This window comes from Legionella beliardensis (assembly GCF_900452395.1).
Taxonomy (GTDB): domain Bacteria; phylum Pseudomonadota; class Gammaproteobacteria; order Legionellales; family Legionellaceae; genus Legionella_C; species Legionella_C beliardensis.
Genome location: NZ_UGNV01000006.1, coordinates 16,789 through 35,612, shown reverse-complemented (window position 1 = coordinate 35,612; position 18,824 = coordinate 16,789). Strand labels below are relative to the sequence as shown.

The window sequence follows — 18,824 nt, the reverse complement described above, 5'->3', positions numbered from 1 at the left end:
ATTGTTACTCCGGCATTATCCTCACAGTTACCTTTTCTACTCATTGAACTGATTTTCCATAATACGTCCTAAATAAGAACGCCATGAACTTTGTCTAAAATTTTGACAGAATCCAGCGTAGCTATTGTATCTCATAACAATTTTATGTACAATAATATAACAATTAGACTTTTATTATTTCAATATGATAAGCCTTGATGAATTAAATCAACTACATGAAAATTTAAAAAATAATATTTTTTTTCGTTCTCAGTATAATATATTGAGGCAAGAAGGCAGAGAACATTGGGAAAGAGTTGTTTTTTGCATTGAAAAAATGATAGAAAGTTATTATCTAGAAGATATTGTAGCCCTCAAAAAGGCATTTAATAATTTTTTAAAGGAATTAAGTCTTGTAAAACAAGTGAATATAGGAATTGAGGTTTATGCCACATCTTCTTATTATCTAGAGTTTCAAAAATGGTATCGGATTCTTTTGAATAAAACGTTACCTGAAAAAGGCTATTTTGAAAATACACATTATTTTATGCCTTTAATTGATATTCTAGCTGCGCAATATCAACAGTATGAAAAGAAAAAAGTAGGTTTCGTTGATGATTTGCAACGACAAAGAGAGAGAAAAAAGAAGCGAGAAGCAGATATTTTTGCTTTAAAAATAGCGCCTAAACAGAATGAATTTTCTTCTCTTTTAAATGTCTCAAGTTATGTATTAGCAAATATTTTACGCTTTTTAGATAAAAAATCGGATTTACTTAGTTTGGAGTTAACTTCATATTTTTTACGTGATACAGTACAAAAATTAAATCTTTGGCACAATGTAATAATTACTCATAACCAGCTAGTAGCTCTTAAGCAGAAATATGCGCAAGATTTATTTGTTGATTTACTTTCATCTACTTTCTCGCGAACACCTGTTAAATCTTCAACTACTGAGGAGGATATTAAAGATTTCAACTTTGTTCAATATATGAATGAGGCAGGTAAGCCTGAAAATCAACCTATTGAAGCTCATAAACAAGGTAAATCCAGAGAAAGCTATAGGCTACATTTTTTAGGAGAATCTAGTAGGGTGATTCCCGATGAGAAATTATTAGATGAATCATTAGAAGAAATTGAGAAAAGTTATAGTTTGGACTCTTTATTAAGATAGTAAGCTAGTAATCTGTAGTAATGTAAAGAACCATCCCACCTACTGAGTTTACCCGCTCAACAGATGAGATGGTTCTTTATATTACGGCCGTTTTTGCAACGCAGCCGGTATTTCCATCGCCTTTAACTTTAATATATATTTCAAAGGTACTAACAATTAAAATAGCAATTTTTATACTAGCCTAATCGCTTTTTTAATTCAGGCGCACAATGCTGTACCCAGGGATAAATCGTCGTATGATCAATTGATAATTCTCACTCCGCCATCATTTCTACTAGGTCCCGGTAGCTGATGCTGCATTTACAATACCAGTGTACATGTTGCAGGATCACTTCGCCATGAAAATAACGCCATTTGAAATCTGATGAATTTTTAAAGCTCATAAGGACTACGCAAAATCAGGTATTATACTTATAGACTTATTTTTGCAACAGGCCCATACACCTAATTGTAGATGTTTTGATTTTAATTGACATTATTAAAACTGAATATATTATTGCCATTCAATGAATCAAGATTTTTAATTATTGACTGCCATTATTGTTGTTATGCAAAACGCATTGCCATGCTAAGCTAATACCAAATCATTTTATGTTTATAAAGGTTAAAGTTTAAAATCTTAACCTGCGGTCAGAGTTCAACTAGGTGGTCTAAATTGCTTATTGATAAGATGCTTTAGTTGGATACTGAGTATCCACTTATTAAATTGTCTTTATTAAGTATTTAACTTATTTGCTAATCTGTATTGGGTTAGCTAGTTAAATCTGAAAAACTAATGACGCTTATGGAGTCTATCAATAAAAAATATGGCATGCGTACGATTCGGCTTGCCGCCGAAGGCTTTCAGAATCAATGGACGATGAAACGTGAGATGAAGAGTCCTTGTTATACCACGTGCTGGACTGACTTACCTGTCGCTAAAACATAAGAAGTATTTTTTAGCACATTAATTTAACAGCTATTTATCTTTAATCCACTATCAAAAATTTTTTAGTATCCAACATTAAGTTAATGGTGGCTTTAGATAGGAATGGGTTTGCCCTTCATCAGAAGATGAAGATTGGGGTTTTTCGTCTTCAAAAAACAAGTGCAAAGATATTTTGTTTTTTTGTCGTTCTTGTATTTTGGCATCATTTAATAATGACTGGTAAGCACTTGCTACATGATTATCCAAAAAATCTGCAATTGATGTAAATCCTCGCTCTCTAGCCTCTTCAGCTATAGTTTTTTCTAGAGTATGTTCTAGGGAAAGATCACCATGCTTAATTAACAACTTGACCATTTCTAAATTATTATGACGCATAGCGAATCTTGTTAGGCATCCTGACATAAAATAAGTAGAAGATAAATCCACTTTAATTAAATCTTTATCGCCTTCAAGTAGTAATTTTAATTGATGTAAATCATTATTGATAACGGCTTGTTTAATGTCTTCTTTTTTTCTTACTATTTCCCTAACTGTTTTTTGATAAATCTCATTACGACCTTCAGAATTAATCGAATCAATTAAATCTTTAGAAAGTACATTCTTACCGAGATTTTTATTATTTGCCTTATCTTTAAAATCGTGATCGTAATTAAGTTTATTAATTATTCCCGCAGCCAAGCCTATTAATGGTCTATCGAGAAGATATTCTTTTATTGCTAGTTGCACTTCACCAGAGGCTTGCTTAATATAGTTGTTAACAATTTGTGCATTCTTTGACTCTATATCAGCGCCATTTCTTATTAACATTTTTACAACATCTAAATGACCATTACTAATTGCATCAGTTAACGGTGTTTTATATTCATCTGTTACAGCATTTATATTTGCACCCATATTAATGAGTGCTTGTGCTAAAGCTAAATTACCCAGTGCACAAGCTCTATGCAACATAGTCCGTTTAGTACGAGGCTCTCGTTCATTGATATCGAAGCTAAAATTACTACTATTTTGTGTTATATAATTATAAAATTCTCTAACAGAGGTATCTTTTTTAATAAAATCAAATAATAAAATTGGTAAAATAGAAGGCATGAATTTATCATCATTAATGTAACTATTGTTTAATTATAATACTTTTATATTAAATAATGTTCAAGAAATAGCAATTTTTAAAATTAAGGGCTTTGTCGCGAAAAATTTTTAAGACACGGGGTGAAGAAACCCTATGCGAATTTATGCAGCAAGTCTGTAAAACTGTTCAAAGATGGGCTGGTTTCCAGCCTGTCCAGGCTGTTTTTTTGCAGCATGTGGTGCAGATCAATTCCTGTTAAGGCTAATCAAATTATGTTCAACAAATTACACTGCTAAGTAAGGTGAGTTAACTTGTGATGTCAACATTATCATTAACCTGATTGTTAGCTTAATGAACAAAGTATTTATTATGCTTTACCGTTGCAGTGAAAAGTACCTATGGTGAAGCAAGCTTTGAGTATAAAAAACGAGGAGCGCCTCCTGAAAGCGGGCACTATTTATCAAGCGACCAGGTCAATAAATTAATAGATATATTGCTTAGCTGAACGCCGGAGGAATTAACCCTTCTCTTGCTCGCTGTTTAATTTAATCGGCCGCGTTGCAAATACTATCAAAGATAATAAAGTTAAATTTTAGGTAGATCTCACTTGTAAATTCCAAACTGTTCATTGATAAAGGCTACTTCGGTTCTTGCTCCATAAAGCCACCTATTGAACTGTCCTTTTTTGAACATGCACATGATTTCAAAGCTTTTAATGCTAGCGAGAGCTGTTTTCATCGATTGGAAACCTAAGGTAGGATTAATAAGCCGTTTAAGTTTGCCATGGTCTGATTCCAGGCGATTATTACGATATTTGATTTGCAAATGGTTAACATTCGGCGCTAAATTTCCTTCCTGTTTCAATTCCTTAATGGCCTGATTATAAGCTGGGTTCTTATCCGTATTAATCACATTAATATCACAAGTCGGATTATTATTGATTAGTTTCTTAAGAAAGCATTTAGCTACTTTGGCATTACGCCGATGGGACAAGTAAAAATCAATGGTATTGCCACCTTCATCAATGGCTCTGTATAGATATTTCCATTCGCTTTTCACTTTAATATAGGCTTCATCCAGGTGCCAGCAGCTACCAGTCTAATTGTTTTTTCAATTCAGGCGCATAATGTTGGACCCAACGATAAATACTGGCGTGATCTTGCTCAAGACCGCACTCCTTCATCATCTCTTCTAAACCGCGATAACTAATGCCGTATTTATAATACTAACACACATTGCAAATCACTTCGCCATAAAATAGCGCCATTTGAAATCTATAGAATTTTTAAAATTCATCAGAACTACTACGCGAAAATTCAGATATTATACTACAGTATTGTTTTTGCAACATGGCCCCTAATTGACTATGGAGAAAAATAATTACACAATGGTCGATTTGGAAAAGATAACTATAAGGATATATATGTTTAAAAAGCTAAGTGCTGTTTACATTTTCATGGGCATACTCTGTATGTCTTATTCATTTGCGGCAAAACCTTTATGGAATATTACCGTAGCGTCAGGTAGCAATATACAGTCAATTGCAGAAAATGCTACTGGGGTAATTACGTATCGCATTGAAAATCAATCAAAAAGATTCAAGGCATTAAATCTTCTTCCTATAAGGGGTGTAATTAAGCCACAAGCGGCCCCATGTCAACTATCTCCCCATGGGACACCGGGAGATAGTTGCCTTGTCACCTTAAACATTATTGGCAATTTGCTGCCTGTTTCTGGAATTAATAAGGGGCCTGTTTTTTGTCAAGTTAATCCAGATGGTAGCCCTAATAAAAATCAGTGTTATCAGCCAGATGCAAAAAATAGTCTTATTATAAGTAAAGCTAAAAAACTCGAAGATTGGAGTAATTGGGGACAAAATATCCACAACAGTCATTTCAATATAAACTCAGGAGTCACTAAGAATAATATAAACCAAATACTTCAATTGTGTAAAATAGACTATACTCAAGGCCTTGTTCCTACTCCTAATAATATTGTTGCTTTTTCTAACAGTGCAAAACCCGTTATTGTAGATGATATAATTTATTGGACCGGGTTTGCAGGAAAAATTGGTGCCCATAAAATACTGCGTGATCAGTACGGTAATTTTCAAGGGTGTAATCAACTTTGGGTGCAGGACGTAAGCACAATGCTTAATGTCCCAGGAATTCCTGGCATGAAACCACCGGCTGTGCGCGCTTCACCAGCTTATTATAATAGAGCAACGGGGGAAGGTACGTTACTTTATACTGCTATTGATACGCCTAAATCGCTGGCTTTAAGCCTCCTATTTAGGACGCCACCTATGGCCTTTGCTGTGGATGCAGCCACTGGAACCTTTCTGTGGAAAATAGATTTAGTTGATTTAAGTGAAGTTGCTGTTGGTGGGGCAGCAGTGATACCTAGTGCAACGGATAGTCCTCGAATTTATAATAATACAGCATTTTTAGGATTCTCTAGCTTTAACAATTTTTTAGAAATTCCTCAAACGTTTAGAGGTCATATGCTTGCCTTAAATTTAGGCGGGCAAGGTTCATCACCCGATATGCCGTCAATAAAATGGACTCAATATACTATTCCTGCTCCTCCTGGTAGCTATAGTACTCCAGGGACTTGGTTTGCTGGTGGCGGAGTATGGGCGAGCTCTCCTTCGATTATCCCAGAATTAGGTTTGGTCATTTTTGGTTCAGGACAGCTTTATAACTACCCTGATTTTGCAGCCTCCTGTATGGAAAGACCAAAATCAGTAACTACATCAACGTTTAGCACGACTAAAAAAGGAGAAACAGGAATTGGTGCACAACAATGTCTCCGAGAAGCTGAGAAAAAATTAATTCAACTTGGTGTGACACAACCGTTAGCAGCTAATTCCATTATTGCATTAAAAATTGAAGATGGGAGTTTTGCTTGGCACATACCCACCACAGGATTAGATAGTTGGCAAAATGCGTGTGGTTCAAACAGTAATATTCCTTGTAATGTTCCGGTTCCAGGCCCGGATTGGGATGTGGGTGGTAGTGCGCCAGTCGTTGCCAATCTAAAGAAGCTAGGAAAAGTGGTTATATCACATAACAAAGGAGGCGAGATTTTCTGGATTCAAGCATCCACAGGTAAGCTCTTAAAAAGAGTAGATGTTTGTGTGGGAAGTTCTTTTGGTGGAATTCATTGGGGCCTAGGCTATGATCCACAAACAGAAACGCTCTATGCTGCTTGTTCGGCGGGTGGGTATGTGAGCGAAACACCAATAAACTTTATGTCTATTTTGGCCAATGGTAGAAAGACTTGTATGACCGGCTATCTTAATGCAATTGATGCAAATACAGGCCGACTCAAATGGCAAACGATACCTGCACAATCAGAAATTGTTGACGTAAATTCTCCTGGCTGCCCGGATGAATTTTATAGTAATGATGAGCGTTTTAAATATGGTTTAAATTTTAACTTAGTCTTAAAAAATAACCAATTTAACGTACCTGTTAATGTGATGCCAAATAGCACTTTAATACCTTTAGCTAACCAACAAAAAGCGCGAAGTAATGGTGTTGTGGCTATTTCTAATGGCATTGTCTATTGGCCGGTATATTATGGCGTGGTTTATGCTCTAGACACATTAACGGGTGCTTATTTAAGCCAGTATAGTTGCGATCAGGGGGCTATGTATACAGCGGGGCCTTCAGTGGCTAAGGGTTTGCTAATGTTTGGGTGTGGCTATGCTAATTTCATCCCAGAAGATTTTGGTAAGTCTATTATGGTTTATGGTTTACCTAACATCGCAACAAAATAACTGCAGTAACCTTATTAGGCTATAAAATTAAAAGCTAAGAGTCGGCTCTTAGCTTTTAATAGCATCGTTAATTTAACTTTTAAAAATGCATGTAAGAGTTCTTTTTGCATTTTAGATACAAAGAATTTCAGTTGCAGACCTAGCTCTCCTGAACTTGCACTTTGACGTAAAAATATAAATAAAAATTTATTAGTAATTTTCTATTATTAAAGCATGTTTGATTATGATAATAGGTAACACTATGCCACCAGGGTCCGGTAAAACATAATCAGGGGAGTACTCAGCAAGCATAAATTAATTTAGGATAACTAGCCTAACGGATATACTTTGAGAGTAGCCTGCACATCTCCGTAGAGCTCGGTAACTGCAAGGCTTTTTTCCAAGCTATCTCAGCTCAGGTGCTATATACTCAACCAAGACGTCTGTCTTTTTAAGCAAAGTGGTAAATACAATTCAAGCAAATAAAATAATTAAAAAGCAAATCCGGTTGTATTCTAAAGAAAAGGGCGATTTTATTAAAAAAGTTAAAATTTACGTAGACATCGTCGGCCTAAGAACCCCTAATTCTTTTGCTGCCTAATTAACATTACTTAATAGCAATGGTTAAAATTGGTTAACCCCACTAATTTAGCGAGGTTACTTTAAGTATACGCTGCTATGTAGCTACTACGGAGTATAAAATCTTTTTCCTTTACCTATATTAATACAGGTATACCTTACCGGCGTATCGTTAAACTACTAACGAAAGATTAAACATTAAACCATGAGTATAAAAATGATTAAGGTTTAACCGGTTATTCAATGTTTGATCATAGGCTCGACCTAACTCACTTTTTCCCCAATCAGCAAATTCATAACCTATACCTGCCTGCAAATAGTCAGTAATAGATTTTTGTAAACCAGCACCTACTGTATAGGTAAATGTATTTTTTGTGTGATTATGGAAATTAGAATTAGGAAGCGCTTCAGGAATCACAGGTGTATTAGTAAAATCATGGGAGCGATTAAAGCCAATACCTAAGCTACCGCTCACCCACGGCGTAAGCCAATAACCATAATCTTTCAATAGTTTTCCTTTTACTGCCACACGTTTGTGTCTTACTTTATATCGATAAGTATGGTTATTAAACTCTGGATCAGCATCATCCCAAATTACTCCATGAAATTTAGCACTGCCGGCTGTTGCTATAGCTAATCCTAGCTGAGCTTGCCAATCAGAAGAAAAGTTTCTCTGTAGGCCTAAAAAAAACTCTCCAGAGGCCAGAACATCACTTACCTTTTTAGCTGAATAAGTTTTAACAATTTCTGGCGTTAGGAAAAGCGTCCTTGACTCTTTGCTGTCGGTCCATATAGGGCCTCCACTAATAGAGCTTACCCAACTCCAGGTCTTGGCAGGTAAAACTGTTGGGCCCATAGTACCAGCTAAAATTTGACTAGACACACTGCTAGCTGTTGCTGCTAATATAAATAAATACTTCTTCATAAGTTGTTCCTTACATAAAATATAGGGATTAAGGAAAGAATGAGAATGGGATTCAGCATATATAATAATTGAATCAAAGTAGATGCCATGAAACTTTAAGTTTCTCTTGCTTTTGGTTATAGACTATCTCAATTATTCACAACTCCAATTTGATGCTAGCACGTTATTTTAATTGATAGAATACTGTTTACTTTTATATTTAAGTACTTATTAGCCTATTCAATAATAGCCTTATAACAAAACCATGATTTAACTTTTAATACTACATTTCACATGCTCCTGAGAAAGGATGCTCATCAACGCCATTTTAATGTAGATACTGATGTCAATAATCATTCCCGATAATGCCTACACTGCGTTAGGTGGCTCTACCTAATTATGCTACAGAAAGAGAATAAACTTATAACGTTGGTATGGAAAAAATACTGTTATATATCAGAAACTTAAATTAATTTAGTAACTATCTATTGCTGCAAATTAGCTACACTCTTGAAGTTGAAGCGGCGTTTTGTAGTCAATAGTTAAATTTTAAATTCTAATTTTATTAACATACACTTACTCTGGCTTACTCATAAGTTTTATGCATGTCTTTTGCTATACAAACCATAAGTCTACTTACTTCGCCACTCATATTACTTTTGTAAAGAAATAGCAAAAAATTATTTGTTTAAAATTTAATCTATTTGTAAATTTATATAATAACCACGAAATGAATTGTCCTTTAAGGTTATGATTATGTCTACTAAAGAAGAGCGAGATGAAGAGGCAATGAGAAGCCAGCAAGACTATGCTGCATTTTTAATTAGATTTATGGGTGAAGTAATTGACCTCTTGGCTACTTTAGCTAAAACAGAGCCCCATAATAACCCATTAGAGTCTAACGATACCAAGGCTAAATACGTACCTAATTTATCTTTCTTTTCTCCGGAGCCTACTTCTACTAATGATTTTAATTTAGATGACTTAACTATGGAAAATAAAGAAATGATTAAACCATCTAATGAAGGATTAAGCGACAATGATACGTCGTTTAGGTTTGGCTAACTAGCGATAAACCTCAGTTTATCATTAGGTTCGGCACCACCAAATTAAATAGCGTAATTATGGCTAGAATGAGGGAAAGGTTAATGGCCTTTACGCGAGTACGAGGATTTAAGTGATGAAAACAGCTTCTGATACGGTTAGTGCGTTTGAAATGAATAATCATGCGAAATTATTTGCCATGGTCATAAAGCAATTATTAGAAGGCAATTATACGAGCTCATTTAGGTTAAGTAAGATAAATTATCCTTTCAAACAACTAGTCGCTCATAACAAGGCTTTAAGCACCCTTATTAATAACATTATTCAACAATGTCAGACTCTAGCCAATAACGAACATACCCTAGCCTTATTAGGTTTTCTAGCTCAGCATGACTTGAGCTGTTTAATTAGCCCACTTAGTGCAGCTGACTCTTATGAACAAGCCATTAAAATTAACCCTAATCATGCTTTTGCCATAAATAATCGTGCACAAATGTATCGAAGTGGTCAAGGTAGCCCTGTTAACTTTTCTAAAGCAATTGAATTATTTGATAAAGCAATTGAGTTAGGCAGTATAGCGGCACTAAGTAATCGTGCCTCGATGTATCAATTAGGCCATGGAGGCCCTGTTGATTTTCAGAAAGCCATTGAGTTCTTTGATAAGGCCATCGCGTTAGGTGATACATATGCCATGATGAATCGAGCGCAGATGTACCAACGAGGCCAAGGTGGCGAGGTTGATTTATCTAAAGCAATTGAATTGTATGAAAAAGCGATTGTATTAGGCGATACAAGTGCTATTTTTCCTCTTGCATGTCTTTACCGAAGCGAAGGGACTAATGTTACTCGAGCTATAGAATTACTAGATATGGCCATTAACTTAGGTGATACAAATGCACTATTGGTGCGGGCTTATATGTATGAATCTGGCCAAGGTAGCGCAGTTGATTTTTCTAAAGCGATTGAACTCTATGAAAAAGCAAGAACTTTAGGCAATACTAGTGCTGCTTTTATGCTTGCTTGTATATATCAACTTGGACAACACGGCGAGCCTAATCTTGCTCAGGCGATATATTTATATGAGCAGGCCATTCGAGGCAACTCAAACGACGCGTTGAGAAATTTAAATGATATCTCTATTAATGAAGAGGTTGCTAAAAAACTAGTAGACCTCGTATGGGATGAGCTGATTGAAGGCAGGCCATTTTCTGAAAAGACGTTAGCAGCATTAAGTAAATATTGCAAACCTATTATAATTGAGAAAATAACTGGTTCTGAGTTAAAAACAAGTGTTGCTTTTTTAAAGCAGTTAACATTTAACTTTCGACACCCCCTGACTTTAATCCTTAACGATAATGATGTGAGTAAACAAAGTAATGAGCTTAATAAAATAATACAACAGGCACGTTTACTGAATCCTGTAAGACAACTCTTTTTTAAGCAAAGTCAGCAGTCAACCTGTGCCTTAGCTAAGCTACCCCTCGAAATAACTGACTATATTTTGTCATTCACACAGCCAGGGCTTTTGTATGATAGAAAACGAGAACATAACAATAATTTTTCTGATGTTCAAAGTCAATTTAGTGAACAACACCTACAACGTATTGTTGATCTAATAAATCAACTTAAGAAAGAAGTTAATAGTCACTGGCCCTACCCTAATAAAAAAGCTAAAAAGGAAAAAATTAACGCCTTAGTCGATTTGATATCGCTATCTAAATCAATGACTATTAATGAAGCGATTGAAAAAATTGAGCAACGTTATCCAGTAATGAGAGAGGGCAAAACAAGTACAAGAACAAGTGATTTATTAGATGCTTTAAAATCCTCCGTAATCGTACCCAGTCAGCCTTAATCGCGTTAAAATTAATAATAGAATACGGCTTGTCTAGCAACTTATTTTTTTGGCGGATTCTCTTTTATTCAGAGTTTTAGGGTCTAATCATTAATTATCCCTCTTTATTATAACGCCCACCAAAATTTTTTTAATGCCTATCAAGGGCTGTTTTTACAACTACCTGTACTTTACCCTGATTAAGTCATGACTAGCCTAACCTCAGCGCTAAGGCTTAAGTAGGCCCTAGCGCTGAGTCAATAGGATTAATTACAGAACGTCACTTTTTCTTTCAAGCTACCGTCTTTTTTTATAGCACTGAAACGCATCGCATTAGCCTTAGAGCAAAATTTGCTTGTTGCTAAATTATACTCAACATTAAGCACCGCTTTATTGGCATTAATAAACGGCATTAAATCGTCACACTCATTGTACTCAAAGCATTGCTCATTGATGGCAAAATCAAAATAAGGCAATAATTGCTCAACTTGGTTGAGGTCGTTTTTTAATCCGACCGCAAGACCTGCTTGATGTGCCATATTAGCTAACGAGGCATTATAATAAGCTTGCTCAGCACTTTTCAAAGGAAAACCGGTTTTATTGGTATAGCCATCGACATTATCAAATTCAATGGCATCAAAGCCTTTCTCTTTACACATGTTAATACGGGCCTGCATGATAGGTAGGAGAATTTTAGTTTGTCGAATATCAAGCCATTTTTCGCCTGGCCAACCATTGGAGCTCCCTTTAACCGACTCAGGAAATTGATTGGCATCTGGACGCCAATCTTCCCAAGAGCCAGCACTCACATAACAAATTGCTTTACTGCCTTGGGTATGAATTTTATTAACAAGTTTAGCATCACTACTAAAACCGCTGATATCATAAATATCAGCTAAAACAGAAAATTTGGGTGTTTCAGAGATAACATAATTCCATTTAGCTCCCTGAGCGATTTGACTTGTACATTTTGCACAAGCTATGGGTGGCGGTAAATCAGAGTTTTGACCGTCTGCTCCTGGATAAGTTAATGTTAACTTAGTGTATGAAGAAATACCTAAGGGTGATTCTACCTGATAGAGGTAATCCACGGTCCCTGCAAGGTTAGCATTAGCAAGAACATCGGCTCTCGGTACAACCCAGCTGTTATTAGTTCCTGTTGTACTGCCAAGTGACTTGACTTTACTCCAATTCCAGCCAGGACCTACATACTTATACAAGACGTCATTTTCAATGAGGTAGTTTGCGTAAAGCCCGCCTTGTGGAAACCCACTACTTGCACGGTGCTCTAGGTCAAGATAAACCCGATAGTATTTTTGTAACGAAGTCACTGAGTAAGAAAAGTTAAACACGGTGTTATCCGCTGAGGCTTGCGGATTGGTAATCACATCTGCTATAGGGGCAGACCATGACGTATTCATAAAGAAGCAAACAGAAATAATCGTTGTTTTTTTTAAATTCATTATCCTATCCTTAGTGATGATTTTATGAAGTTGGCTCCAAAATTATTAAAACAACTGCTTAGTAATTAAAGCACCCAAACTTCATTTTTCAAGCTATTTAGCCTCGAAACTCAAAACTAATTAGTACTTATTACTTATCGTATTCAACATGAATAAGAAAAATGGACTAAAATTACCTCAATTGTATGAAGATTAGTAACACACTATTGGGATTAATCATATGTTTTACAAAAATCAACAAGTAAAAGATAAGGTTTCGCAAATTATTACGGTGCTTAGAAGTTTTTTTTCACGAGAAGAAGCTTTGCAAAATAATGGATTAGCGGGCGAAGAGGCCTTGCAAACCCGTGATTTTACCACGCTGCCACCGGAGATTTTACAGCAGATTGCCTCTTATTTAGATAATCCAAAAGATGTGGTGAGATTATTTCAATTATCAATTGCCTTAAATGATGTTTTTTCTAATGAGGCCTTTCTAAAAGAAATTGATTTTGAAAAAAATTATCTCCAATACCAAGATGCTCGTAATGAGAATATTATCAAAACTATGCCGGGTCCTAGTGCCAACAAATCACCTGATGTAACATTGAATATTTTACTTTATAGCTTAGAAAACCAGGAAAATATCCTTGCTACATACTGCAACACTTGCAAATAAAGTATCGTAATAATCGACTAGAGGCAGATCATGGAAAATATAAGTCCCTTATTAATCCAGTCAGAGGCTTTCAATCGATGAAAACCGCATACGCGACTATTAAGGATTTTGAAATAATACTCAGGTTCAAAAAAGAACAATTCTATGAGTGGAAGGTGGAAATACCATTCGAAGTAATGAACAAATTGGTTTATACAATTGAGATCTAGCCAAAAATTAAGATTCTTTAAATTGTTTCTTACTTACAACAGAGTCCCCTTCCTTATCTTTAATAGTATTTGCAATGCGGCAGTAAGACTACTAATAAGTGAAATAGGTTGCAAAAATTAGTAGTCTTTATACAATCACCCCTTTTTGTTGAGCACTCTATACATGACTTACATTGAATCCTCTAGGCTGATTAATGAAGACCGCTTCATCCCTGAAGTTGTTCAAGAAATATTAGCGGGAAACACGAGACGACTACCATTATTAATAGATAAGCTTAATTTACCCGCGTTTAAAAAACGGCTAGAAACGGATAGTGCATTACAACAGGTGATTGCGAAGGTCTGTGCTGACTGTGAGCAGCAAATCAAAGACGGCAACTCCTTTGCTTTGGTACTGCAAGCACGCTTGTATTATTTTGGGGTAGGTTATCCACTAGATTATCAAAAGACGATTTACTTGTATGAGCGGGCCATACCATTAGGCCATAGTGAGGCTATGTTTGGTCGAGCGGTGATGCACTATTTAGGCCGAGGCGGCCCAGTAAATCTTCCCGAAGCCATTCGCCTCTATGAGCAAGCGATACAATTAGGCAATAGTAGTGCCATGTTTAATCGTGCCCTGATGCATGAGCGAGGCCAAGGTGGGCCCGTGAACTATCCTGAAGCCATTCGCCTCTATGAGCAAGCCATACAATTAGGCCATAGTAGTGCCATGACTAATCGCGCTTTTATGCATGAGCGAGGCCAAGGTGGGCCCGTGAACCTTCCTGAAGCCATTCGTCTCTATAAGCAAGCTATACAATTAGGTAATAGTGAGGCCATGTATTACCGCGCCCTTATGCATGAAAATGGTCAAGGCGGGCCTGTAAATTTATCCGAAGCCATTCGCCTCTATGAGCAAGCCATACAATTAGGCAATAGTAATGCCATGAATGGTCGCGCCCTTATGCATGAGCAAGGCCAAGGTGGGCCTGTAAATTTACCCGAAGCCATTTACCTCTATGAGCAAGCCATACAATTAGGCAATAGTTATGCCATGAATAATCGCGCCAATCTATATCGATTCGGTCAAGACGGGCCTGTAAATTATCCCGAGGCTATCCGGCTCTATGAGCAAGCCATACAATTAGGCGAGCATAGTGGTTTTATGGTGAATCGGGCAACAATGCATCAAAATGGTCAAGGCGGACCTGTGAATTTACCCGAAGCCATTCGCTTGTATGAATGTGCCGCTCGCCAAGGAAATTCTTACGCTCTAGATCATCTTAAAAAAACGACCTTCAATGAAAATCTAGCGAAACAACTTCTTGAAATCATCTGGCGTGACCTTGTAGTTGGTCAATCTTTTACTACCAGGACCCTTTCAGCATTAAGTCAATATTGTAAATCAGAGATTATTAATCGTTTAAAAGAAGAACCCCTAAGCACAAGCCTGACCTTCTTGAAACAACTAAAGACCAATCCCAACCATCCGCTTGCTTTCATTCTCAATGACGGCCAACTGACGCAAGCGCACCAAACCGACGAATTTAAATCACTCATGGCTCAGGCAAAAACAACCCTTGATACACGGATTACTTTTTTTAACCAAGGCACTAAACAAGAAACAAACTCAGGCTTTAACCGCTTACCCTTAGAGCTTAAAATGACCCTTTTTTCATTCGTGCAACCCAATTTGGACGCTGATAAACAGGAAAACTTTTTTTTACCTAAATTAAATTTGTTTTAGAAAGGGCCCTATAAGATTAAGCGTCTAATTTTTGCAAGGCTTAGTTTGAAAATTTAAACGCCAATTCAATAAGCACTTAACTTAAAGGTTAAGCTGTAGGCCATTAGAAGGTAATTGTTCATTTAACAATAGCTGGTAATGGCTTACAAAGGCTTGTAAAAACAAGTCACTTTCGGATACCTGTTGCAAAGACAGTAGCCAGTCTTTGACCTTTTTCTCAGCTTGACTGATTAACGTGTTAACCAATTGATAAAATAACTGAGGGTGGGTATGCACTAAAGACGCACCTTCTTCCCTGATAAATTTATTTTGGTCAGCAGATGTGAGTTTCGAAACCAAGGTAATTAAACACGAGCCAGCCACTTCCTGAGCCTCTTTGTCAGTACCGGTCAGTCTTTCCTTAAGCACTGAGAGCAATTGCCTTACCTCCCTTGGTGACACCCGGGGGATAAGGACAGATAAACAGTTGAGCGCTGCTTGTCGTACATTCCACTCATTATCTGTCAATTTCACCTGCACGGCGGGTAGTAGTGCACTGAGCTCAATGGATGATACGCGAGGAATAAGCCTGGCTAAACAGTTGAGTGCCGCTTTTCGTACATTCCAGACATTATCCGCTAAATTCAACTGCACGGCGAGCAACAACGTACTGACTTCATTGGGTGATACGTACGGAATAAGCGTGGATAAACACTTAAGCGCCGTTTGCCGTACCCTCCAATCGTTGTCCACTAATTTCAACTGCACGGTGGGCAGCAGTGTACTCATCTCATTGGGTGACACGTACGGAATAAGCATGGCTAAACACTTGAGCGTCACTTGTCTTACATCCCACTCAATATTGGCCAATTTTAATTGCACGACTGGCAGTAGTGCACTCACCTCACTGAGGGGCACCCGAGGGATAAGGAGAGTTAAACACTTAAGCGTCTGTAGTATATAGCTATCATTATCTGCTAATTTTAACTGTACGGCGAGCAACAGCGCACTCACCTCACTGGGTGCGACCTGGGAGATAAGGAGGCTTAAACACTTGAATGCTGCTTCCCGCACATTCCATTCATTATCTGCCAATTTTAACTTTACGGTTTGCAGCAATGCATTGACTTCATTAGATGATAGGCGCGGGATATTCACAGTTAAGCACTTGAGCGCCGCTTGTCGTACAATCAACTCATTATCCGTTAATTTTAGCTGGATAGCTGGCAACAATGCATTGACCTCCCTGGATGACAGACATGGGATAAGCACGGCTAAACATTTGAGCGCCGCGTGTTGCATCATCCGGTCATTATCCAACAATTTTAATTGCACGGCGGGCAGCAGCGCACTCACCTCACTGGATGACACGTACGGAATAAGCACGGCTAAGCAATCGAGCGCCGCCTTTCGTACAGACCACCAACCACTATCCGCTAATTTTAACTGCACGGCGGGCAGTAGCGCACTCACCTCACTGGATGACACGTATGGAATAAGCATGGCTAAACAATTGAGTGCCATTTGTCGTACCATCCACTCCTTGTCTGTTAATTTTTGCTGCTCGGCTTGCAGCAGCGCACTGATTTCACTAGGTAACAAGCAAGGTATAAGCAGAGCTAAACACTTGAGCGCCGTTTGTCGTATAGCCCAAAAATGATCTGTTACCTTCAACTGGATGGCTGATAGCAGTGCATTGACCTCCCTAGGTGATAGGCGTGGGATAAGCACGGCTAAACACTTAAGTGCTGCTTCTCGTATATCCTCATAATTATCCACCAATTTCCCCTGCACAGCGGGCAGCAGCCTACTGACCTCAGTAAGCGATACACGCGGGATAAGCACAGTTAAGCAATTGAGGGCTGCTTGTCTTACATACCAATTATTATCGTCTAACTTTAACCGAATGGCTGGTAGCAACGCACTGCTTTCACTGGTTGATAAGCGCGGAATAAAAAGGGCTAAACAGTTGAGCGCTGCTACTCGTACACTCCCATCATTACTCGTCAGTTTCACCTGCACAGTTGGCAGCAGCGCACTTACTTTGTCAGTTGCGATAAAGCCAGGTAGTAAGAGGGTTAATAATTCAAACCCTTGACAAATTTCCCTGGAATGCTCGCTATTTAATTTGGCTTTAATCTCATCTAAAGTGGCATCTGCTACTTTAAGCTCTTGCCCTTTCAATTGACCTAATAGACGCATGACAGCCAGTTTACTTGCTAGTTCCCAGAAAGGATTTTTCATAAGCAGCCATAAAGCATTTAACAGACGATGATGAGCGGCTGCCGAAAAAGCAATAGTGGTCATTATCGGATGCGTTTGCGACTGTAATAAATCCATGAGTAATCGTTGTTGATAAACCACCGCCTCCTGCTCTTGCTTTTCTAATAAGGCAAGCGTCGCAAGAAATGATTGCTGCTTATCGAGCAGGCGACACTTTAAATATAACTCTTGGGCAGACAGTTTTGAATAAATTAAAAGTAAGGGTGGATCAGCAGGTAGCTTGGCAAAAAAGTTAAAGGAAGAACGCATTGTGGACTTTATAATAATAAAAAAGCGTATTCTATTAGCTGCGTGCTTTTTTTTAAAACTAATTATTCATTTTTTTCATTTAAGAAAAAATCTCAAGAAAGGACCGTTCTTGAGACTATTCCACCTATTTATAAAGGATACAGGCATTATTGCTAAGAGCCATTCTGAAGATAGATTTGGATCGAGTAGGAGCATTCGCCTTTTAAGTGCTTACTCAATTTAAATACCTATTAATTTATAAGTAATCTCGAAACGAACATTATTTAAGCTAAAATAGTTAACCCTTTATCGGCTATTAAATTTAATAGTTTTAAAGAGGTGCCTCTTGGGTGTTTTTCCCCCTGTTCCCATTGGCGAACAGTTGATGGCGATGTGTTTAAATATTTAGCGAAAACGACCTGACTAACATGCTCTTTTAGACGCAAGGTTTTAATTTCTTGCGCTGTAAAAGATTTAATAGGAGGCAAACATAATGCATCAAATTCATGCATTGTAGTAGCATCTACAATACCAGCATCATAAAGACCTTTAGCGGACCCATGCACAACATCTAAAATTGATTTTTTCATTTTTCACCTACTCTAATTAGATTGCCAGAATCTAATGCATTCATAATTTCTATATCTGATAAAGAAAAATAAATTTTGGCTAATTTTTTTAAAGCTTTAAGCTCTTTATCATTAATATTAGCTTTTTTGTTTTTTGCAAAACTATATATAAAAAGGCTTTATTATTAAATTTAAAGGCAACTATAGTTCTCGCGCCTCCTCGCTTACCTTTATTATCTAATGGAATTCTTTTTTTATAAATGTTACCACCTAGATTAGCATCAAATAACCCATTATTCATTTCTGAGATGGCAACTGCTCGGAAATCTTGTGCTCTTTAGCCCATTCCGAAAAGGCATTGACTTTATATATTTCCAATTTTTTCTATTTTAAATAATTATATCACTTAGTGTTATAATTGCAAATATTTAT

Annotated in this window: 13 protein-coding genes and 3 pseudogenes; 8 read left to right on the top strand and 8 right to left on the bottom strand. The window is 37.1% G+C overall.

The genetic code is table 11. The features are described from left to right. The first annotated feature begins 184 nt into the window (after positions 1-184). Positions 185-1,150 carry a hypothetical protein gene (locus DYE47_RS15685; RefSeq protein ID WP_115304381.1) on the top strand — a complete coding sequence of 322 codons (966 nt, stop codon included), beginning with the start codon at positions 185-187 and terminating at the stop codon, positions 1,148-1,150. 182 nt (positions 1,151-1,332) lie between these two features. On the opposite strand, the pseudogene DYE47_RS16450 reads toward DYE47_RS15685, so the two are convergent. Beyond that, positions 1,333-1,533 (bottom strand): annotated as a pseudogene (locus DYE47_RS16450) (hypothetical protein); the annotation flags it as partial. Between the two features lie 392 nt (positions 1,534-1,925). On the opposite strand from DYE47_RS16450, the gene DYE47_RS15675 reads away from it, so the two are divergent. Further along, positions 1,926-2,078: a DUF4113 domain-containing protein gene (locus DYE47_RS15675; protein WP_115304380.1), complete on the top strand. Its 153-nt coding sequence runs from the start codon at positions 1,926-1,928 to the stop codon at positions 2,076-2,078. 75 nt (positions 2,079-2,153) lie between these two features. On the opposite strand, the gene DYE47_RS15670 is transcribed toward DYE47_RS15675, so the two are convergent. Both DYE47_RS15670 and DYE47_RS15665 read right to left on the bottom strand, forming a co-directional pair. Next, positions 2,154-3,170 carry an ankyrin repeat domain-containing protein gene (locus DYE47_RS15670; RefSeq protein WP_115304379.1) on the bottom strand — a complete coding sequence of 339 codons (1,017 nt, stop codon included), beginning with the start codon at positions 3,168-3,170 and terminating at the stop codon, positions 2,154-2,156. Positions 3,171-3,753: 583 nt separating this feature from the next. Further along, positions 3,754-4,375, bottom strand: a pseudogene (locus DYE47_RS15665) (IS6 family transposase); the annotation flags it as partial. Between the two features lie 198 nt (positions 4,376-4,573). Between DYE47_RS15665 and DYE47_RS15660 the strand changes: the two are divergent. Beyond that, positions 4,574-6,934 (top strand): PQQ-binding-like beta-propeller repeat protein, encoded by a 2,361-nt coding sequence (locus DYE47_RS15660; protein ID WP_115304378.1) that lies wholly within the window; start codon positions 4,574-4,576, stop codon positions 6,932-6,934. Positions 6,935-7,664: 730 nt separating this feature from the next. Here the strand turns inward: DYE47_RS15660 and DYE47_RS15655 are convergent. Then, positions 7,665-8,417 carry an outer membrane protein gene (locus tag DYE47_RS15655; protein ID WP_115304377.1) on the bottom strand — a complete coding sequence of 251 codons (753 nt, stop codon included), beginning with the start codon at positions 8,415-8,417 and terminating at the stop codon, positions 7,665-7,667. A gap of 735 nt (positions 8,418-9,152) precedes the next feature. On the opposite strand from DYE47_RS15655, the gene DYE47_RS15650 reads away from it, so the two are divergent. Both DYE47_RS15650 and DYE47_RS15645 read left to right on the top strand, forming a co-directional pair. After that, positions 9,153-9,461 (top strand): hypothetical protein, encoded by a 309-nt coding sequence (locus DYE47_RS15650; protein ID WP_115304376.1) that lies wholly within the window; start codon positions 9,153-9,155, stop codon positions 9,459-9,461. Between the two features lie 115 nt (positions 9,462-9,576). After that, the gene (locus DYE47_RS15645) at positions 9,577-11,295 is read left to right on the top strand and encodes a tetratricopeptide repeat protein (protein ID WP_115304375.1); all 1,719 of its coding nucleotides are present in this window, start codon (positions 9,577-9,579) and stop codon (positions 11,293-11,295) included. Positions 11,296-11,540: 245 nt separating this feature from the next. On the opposite strand, the gene DYE47_RS15640 is transcribed toward DYE47_RS15645, so the two are convergent. Further along, on the bottom strand, positions 11,541-12,737 hold the full coding sequence (locus DYE47_RS15640; RefSeq protein ID WP_115304374.1) for an endo alpha-1,4 polygalactosaminidase: 1,197 nt from the start codon (positions 12,735-12,737) through the stop codon (positions 11,541-11,543). Between the two features lie 220 nt (positions 12,738-12,957). On the opposite strand from DYE47_RS15640, the gene DYE47_RS15635 reads away from it, so the two are divergent. The 3 genes from DYE47_RS15635 (at position 12,958) to DYE47_RS15625 (ending at position 15,333) form a co-directional block, all read left to right on the top strand. Further along, positions 12,958-13,395 carry an F-box protein gene (locus DYE47_RS15635; RefSeq protein WP_115304373.1) on the top strand — a complete coding sequence of 146 codons (438 nt, stop codon included), beginning with the start codon at positions 12,958-12,960 and terminating at the stop codon, positions 13,393-13,395. After that, on the top strand, positions 13,386-13,604 hold the full coding sequence (locus DYE47_RS16445; protein WP_423202365.1) for a DDE-type integrase/transposase/recombinase: 219 nt from the start codon (positions 13,386-13,388) through the stop codon (positions 13,602-13,604). Before DYE47_RS15635 ends, DYE47_RS16445 begins: the two co-directional genes overlap by 10 nt. A 163-nt stretch (positions 13,605-13,767) precedes the next feature. Next, positions 13,768-15,333 carry a tetratricopeptide repeat protein gene (locus tag DYE47_RS15625; RefSeq protein ID WP_115304372.1) on the top strand — a complete coding sequence of 522 codons (1,566 nt, stop codon included), beginning with the start codon at positions 13,768-13,770 and terminating at the stop codon, positions 15,331-15,333. 81 nt (positions 15,334-15,414) lie between these two features. Here the strand turns inward: DYE47_RS15625 and DYE47_RS15620 are convergent, their stop codons facing one another. The 3 genes and pseudogenes from DYE47_RS15620 to DYE47_RS15610 all read right to left on the bottom strand — a co-directional run bounded on the left by DYE47_RS15620 (position 15,415) and on the right by DYE47_RS15610 (position 18,693). Further along, a complete protein-coding gene (locus DYE47_RS15620; protein WP_115304371.1) occupies positions 15,415-17,844 on the bottom strand; it encodes a hypothetical protein in 2,430 nt (809 codons plus the stop codon). A 263-nt stretch (positions 17,845-18,107) separates the two neighbouring features. Then, a complete protein-coding gene (locus DYE47_RS15615; RefSeq protein ID WP_115304370.1) occupies positions 18,108-18,413 on the bottom strand; it encodes a helix-turn-helix domain-containing protein in 306 nt (101 codons plus the stop codon). After that, positions 18,410-18,693 (bottom strand): annotated as a pseudogene (locus DYE47_RS15610) (type II toxin-antitoxin system RelE/ParE family toxin). The gene DYE47_RS15615 and the pseudogene DYE47_RS15610 overlap by 4 nt, the downstream one beginning before the upstream one ends. Between the last annotated feature and the right edge of the window lie 131 nt (positions 18,694-18,824).

Excerpts from the sequence above, each read along its gene's own strand:
- DYE47_RS15650 (WP_115304376.1), top strand. The coding sequence starts at position 9,153 with ATGTCTACTAAAGAAGAGCGAGATGAAGAGGCAATGAGAAGCCAGCAA.
- DYE47_RS15670 (WP_115304379.1), bottom strand. The coding sequence starts at position 3,170 with ATGCCTTCTATTTTACCAATTTTATTATTTGATTTTATTAAAAAAGAT.
- DYE47_RS15625 (WP_115304372.1), top strand. The coding sequence starts at position 13,768 with ATGACTTACATTGAATCCTCTAGGCTGATTAATGAAGACCGCTTCATC.
- DYE47_RS15620 (WP_115304371.1), bottom strand. The coding sequence starts at position 17,844 with ATGCGTTCTTCCTTTAACTTTTTTGCCAAGCTACCTGCTGATCCACCC.
- DYE47_RS15635 (WP_115304373.1), top strand. The coding sequence starts at position 12,958 with ATGTTTTACAAAAATCAACAAGTAAAAGATAAGGTTTCGCAAATTATT.
- DYE47_RS15645 (WP_115304375.1), top strand. The coding sequence starts at position 9,577 with ATGAAAACAGCTTCTGATACGGTTAGTGCGTTTGAAATGAATAATCAT.
- DYE47_RS15660 (WP_115304378.1), top strand. The coding sequence starts at position 4,574 with ATGTTTAAAAAGCTAAGTGCTGTTTACATTTTCATGGGCATACTCTGT.
- DYE47_RS15675 (WP_115304380.1), top strand. The coding sequence starts at position 1,926 with ATGACGCTTATGGAGTCTATCAATAAAAAATATGGCATGCGTACGATT.
- DYE47_RS15615 (WP_115304370.1), bottom strand. The coding sequence starts at position 18,413 with ATGAAAAAATCAATTTTAGATGTTGTGCATGGGTCCGCTAAAGGTCTT.
- DYE47_RS15655 (WP_115304377.1), bottom strand. The coding sequence starts at position 8,417 with ATGAAGAAGTATTTATTTATATTAGCAGCAACAGCTAGCAGTGTGTCT.
- DYE47_RS15640 (WP_115304374.1), bottom strand. The coding sequence starts at position 12,737 with ATGAATTTAAAAAAAACAACGATTATTTCTGTTTGCTTCTTTATGAAT.
- DYE47_RS15685 (WP_115304381.1), top strand. The coding sequence starts at position 185 with ATGATAAGCCTTGATGAATTAAATCAACTACATGAAAATTTAAAAAAT.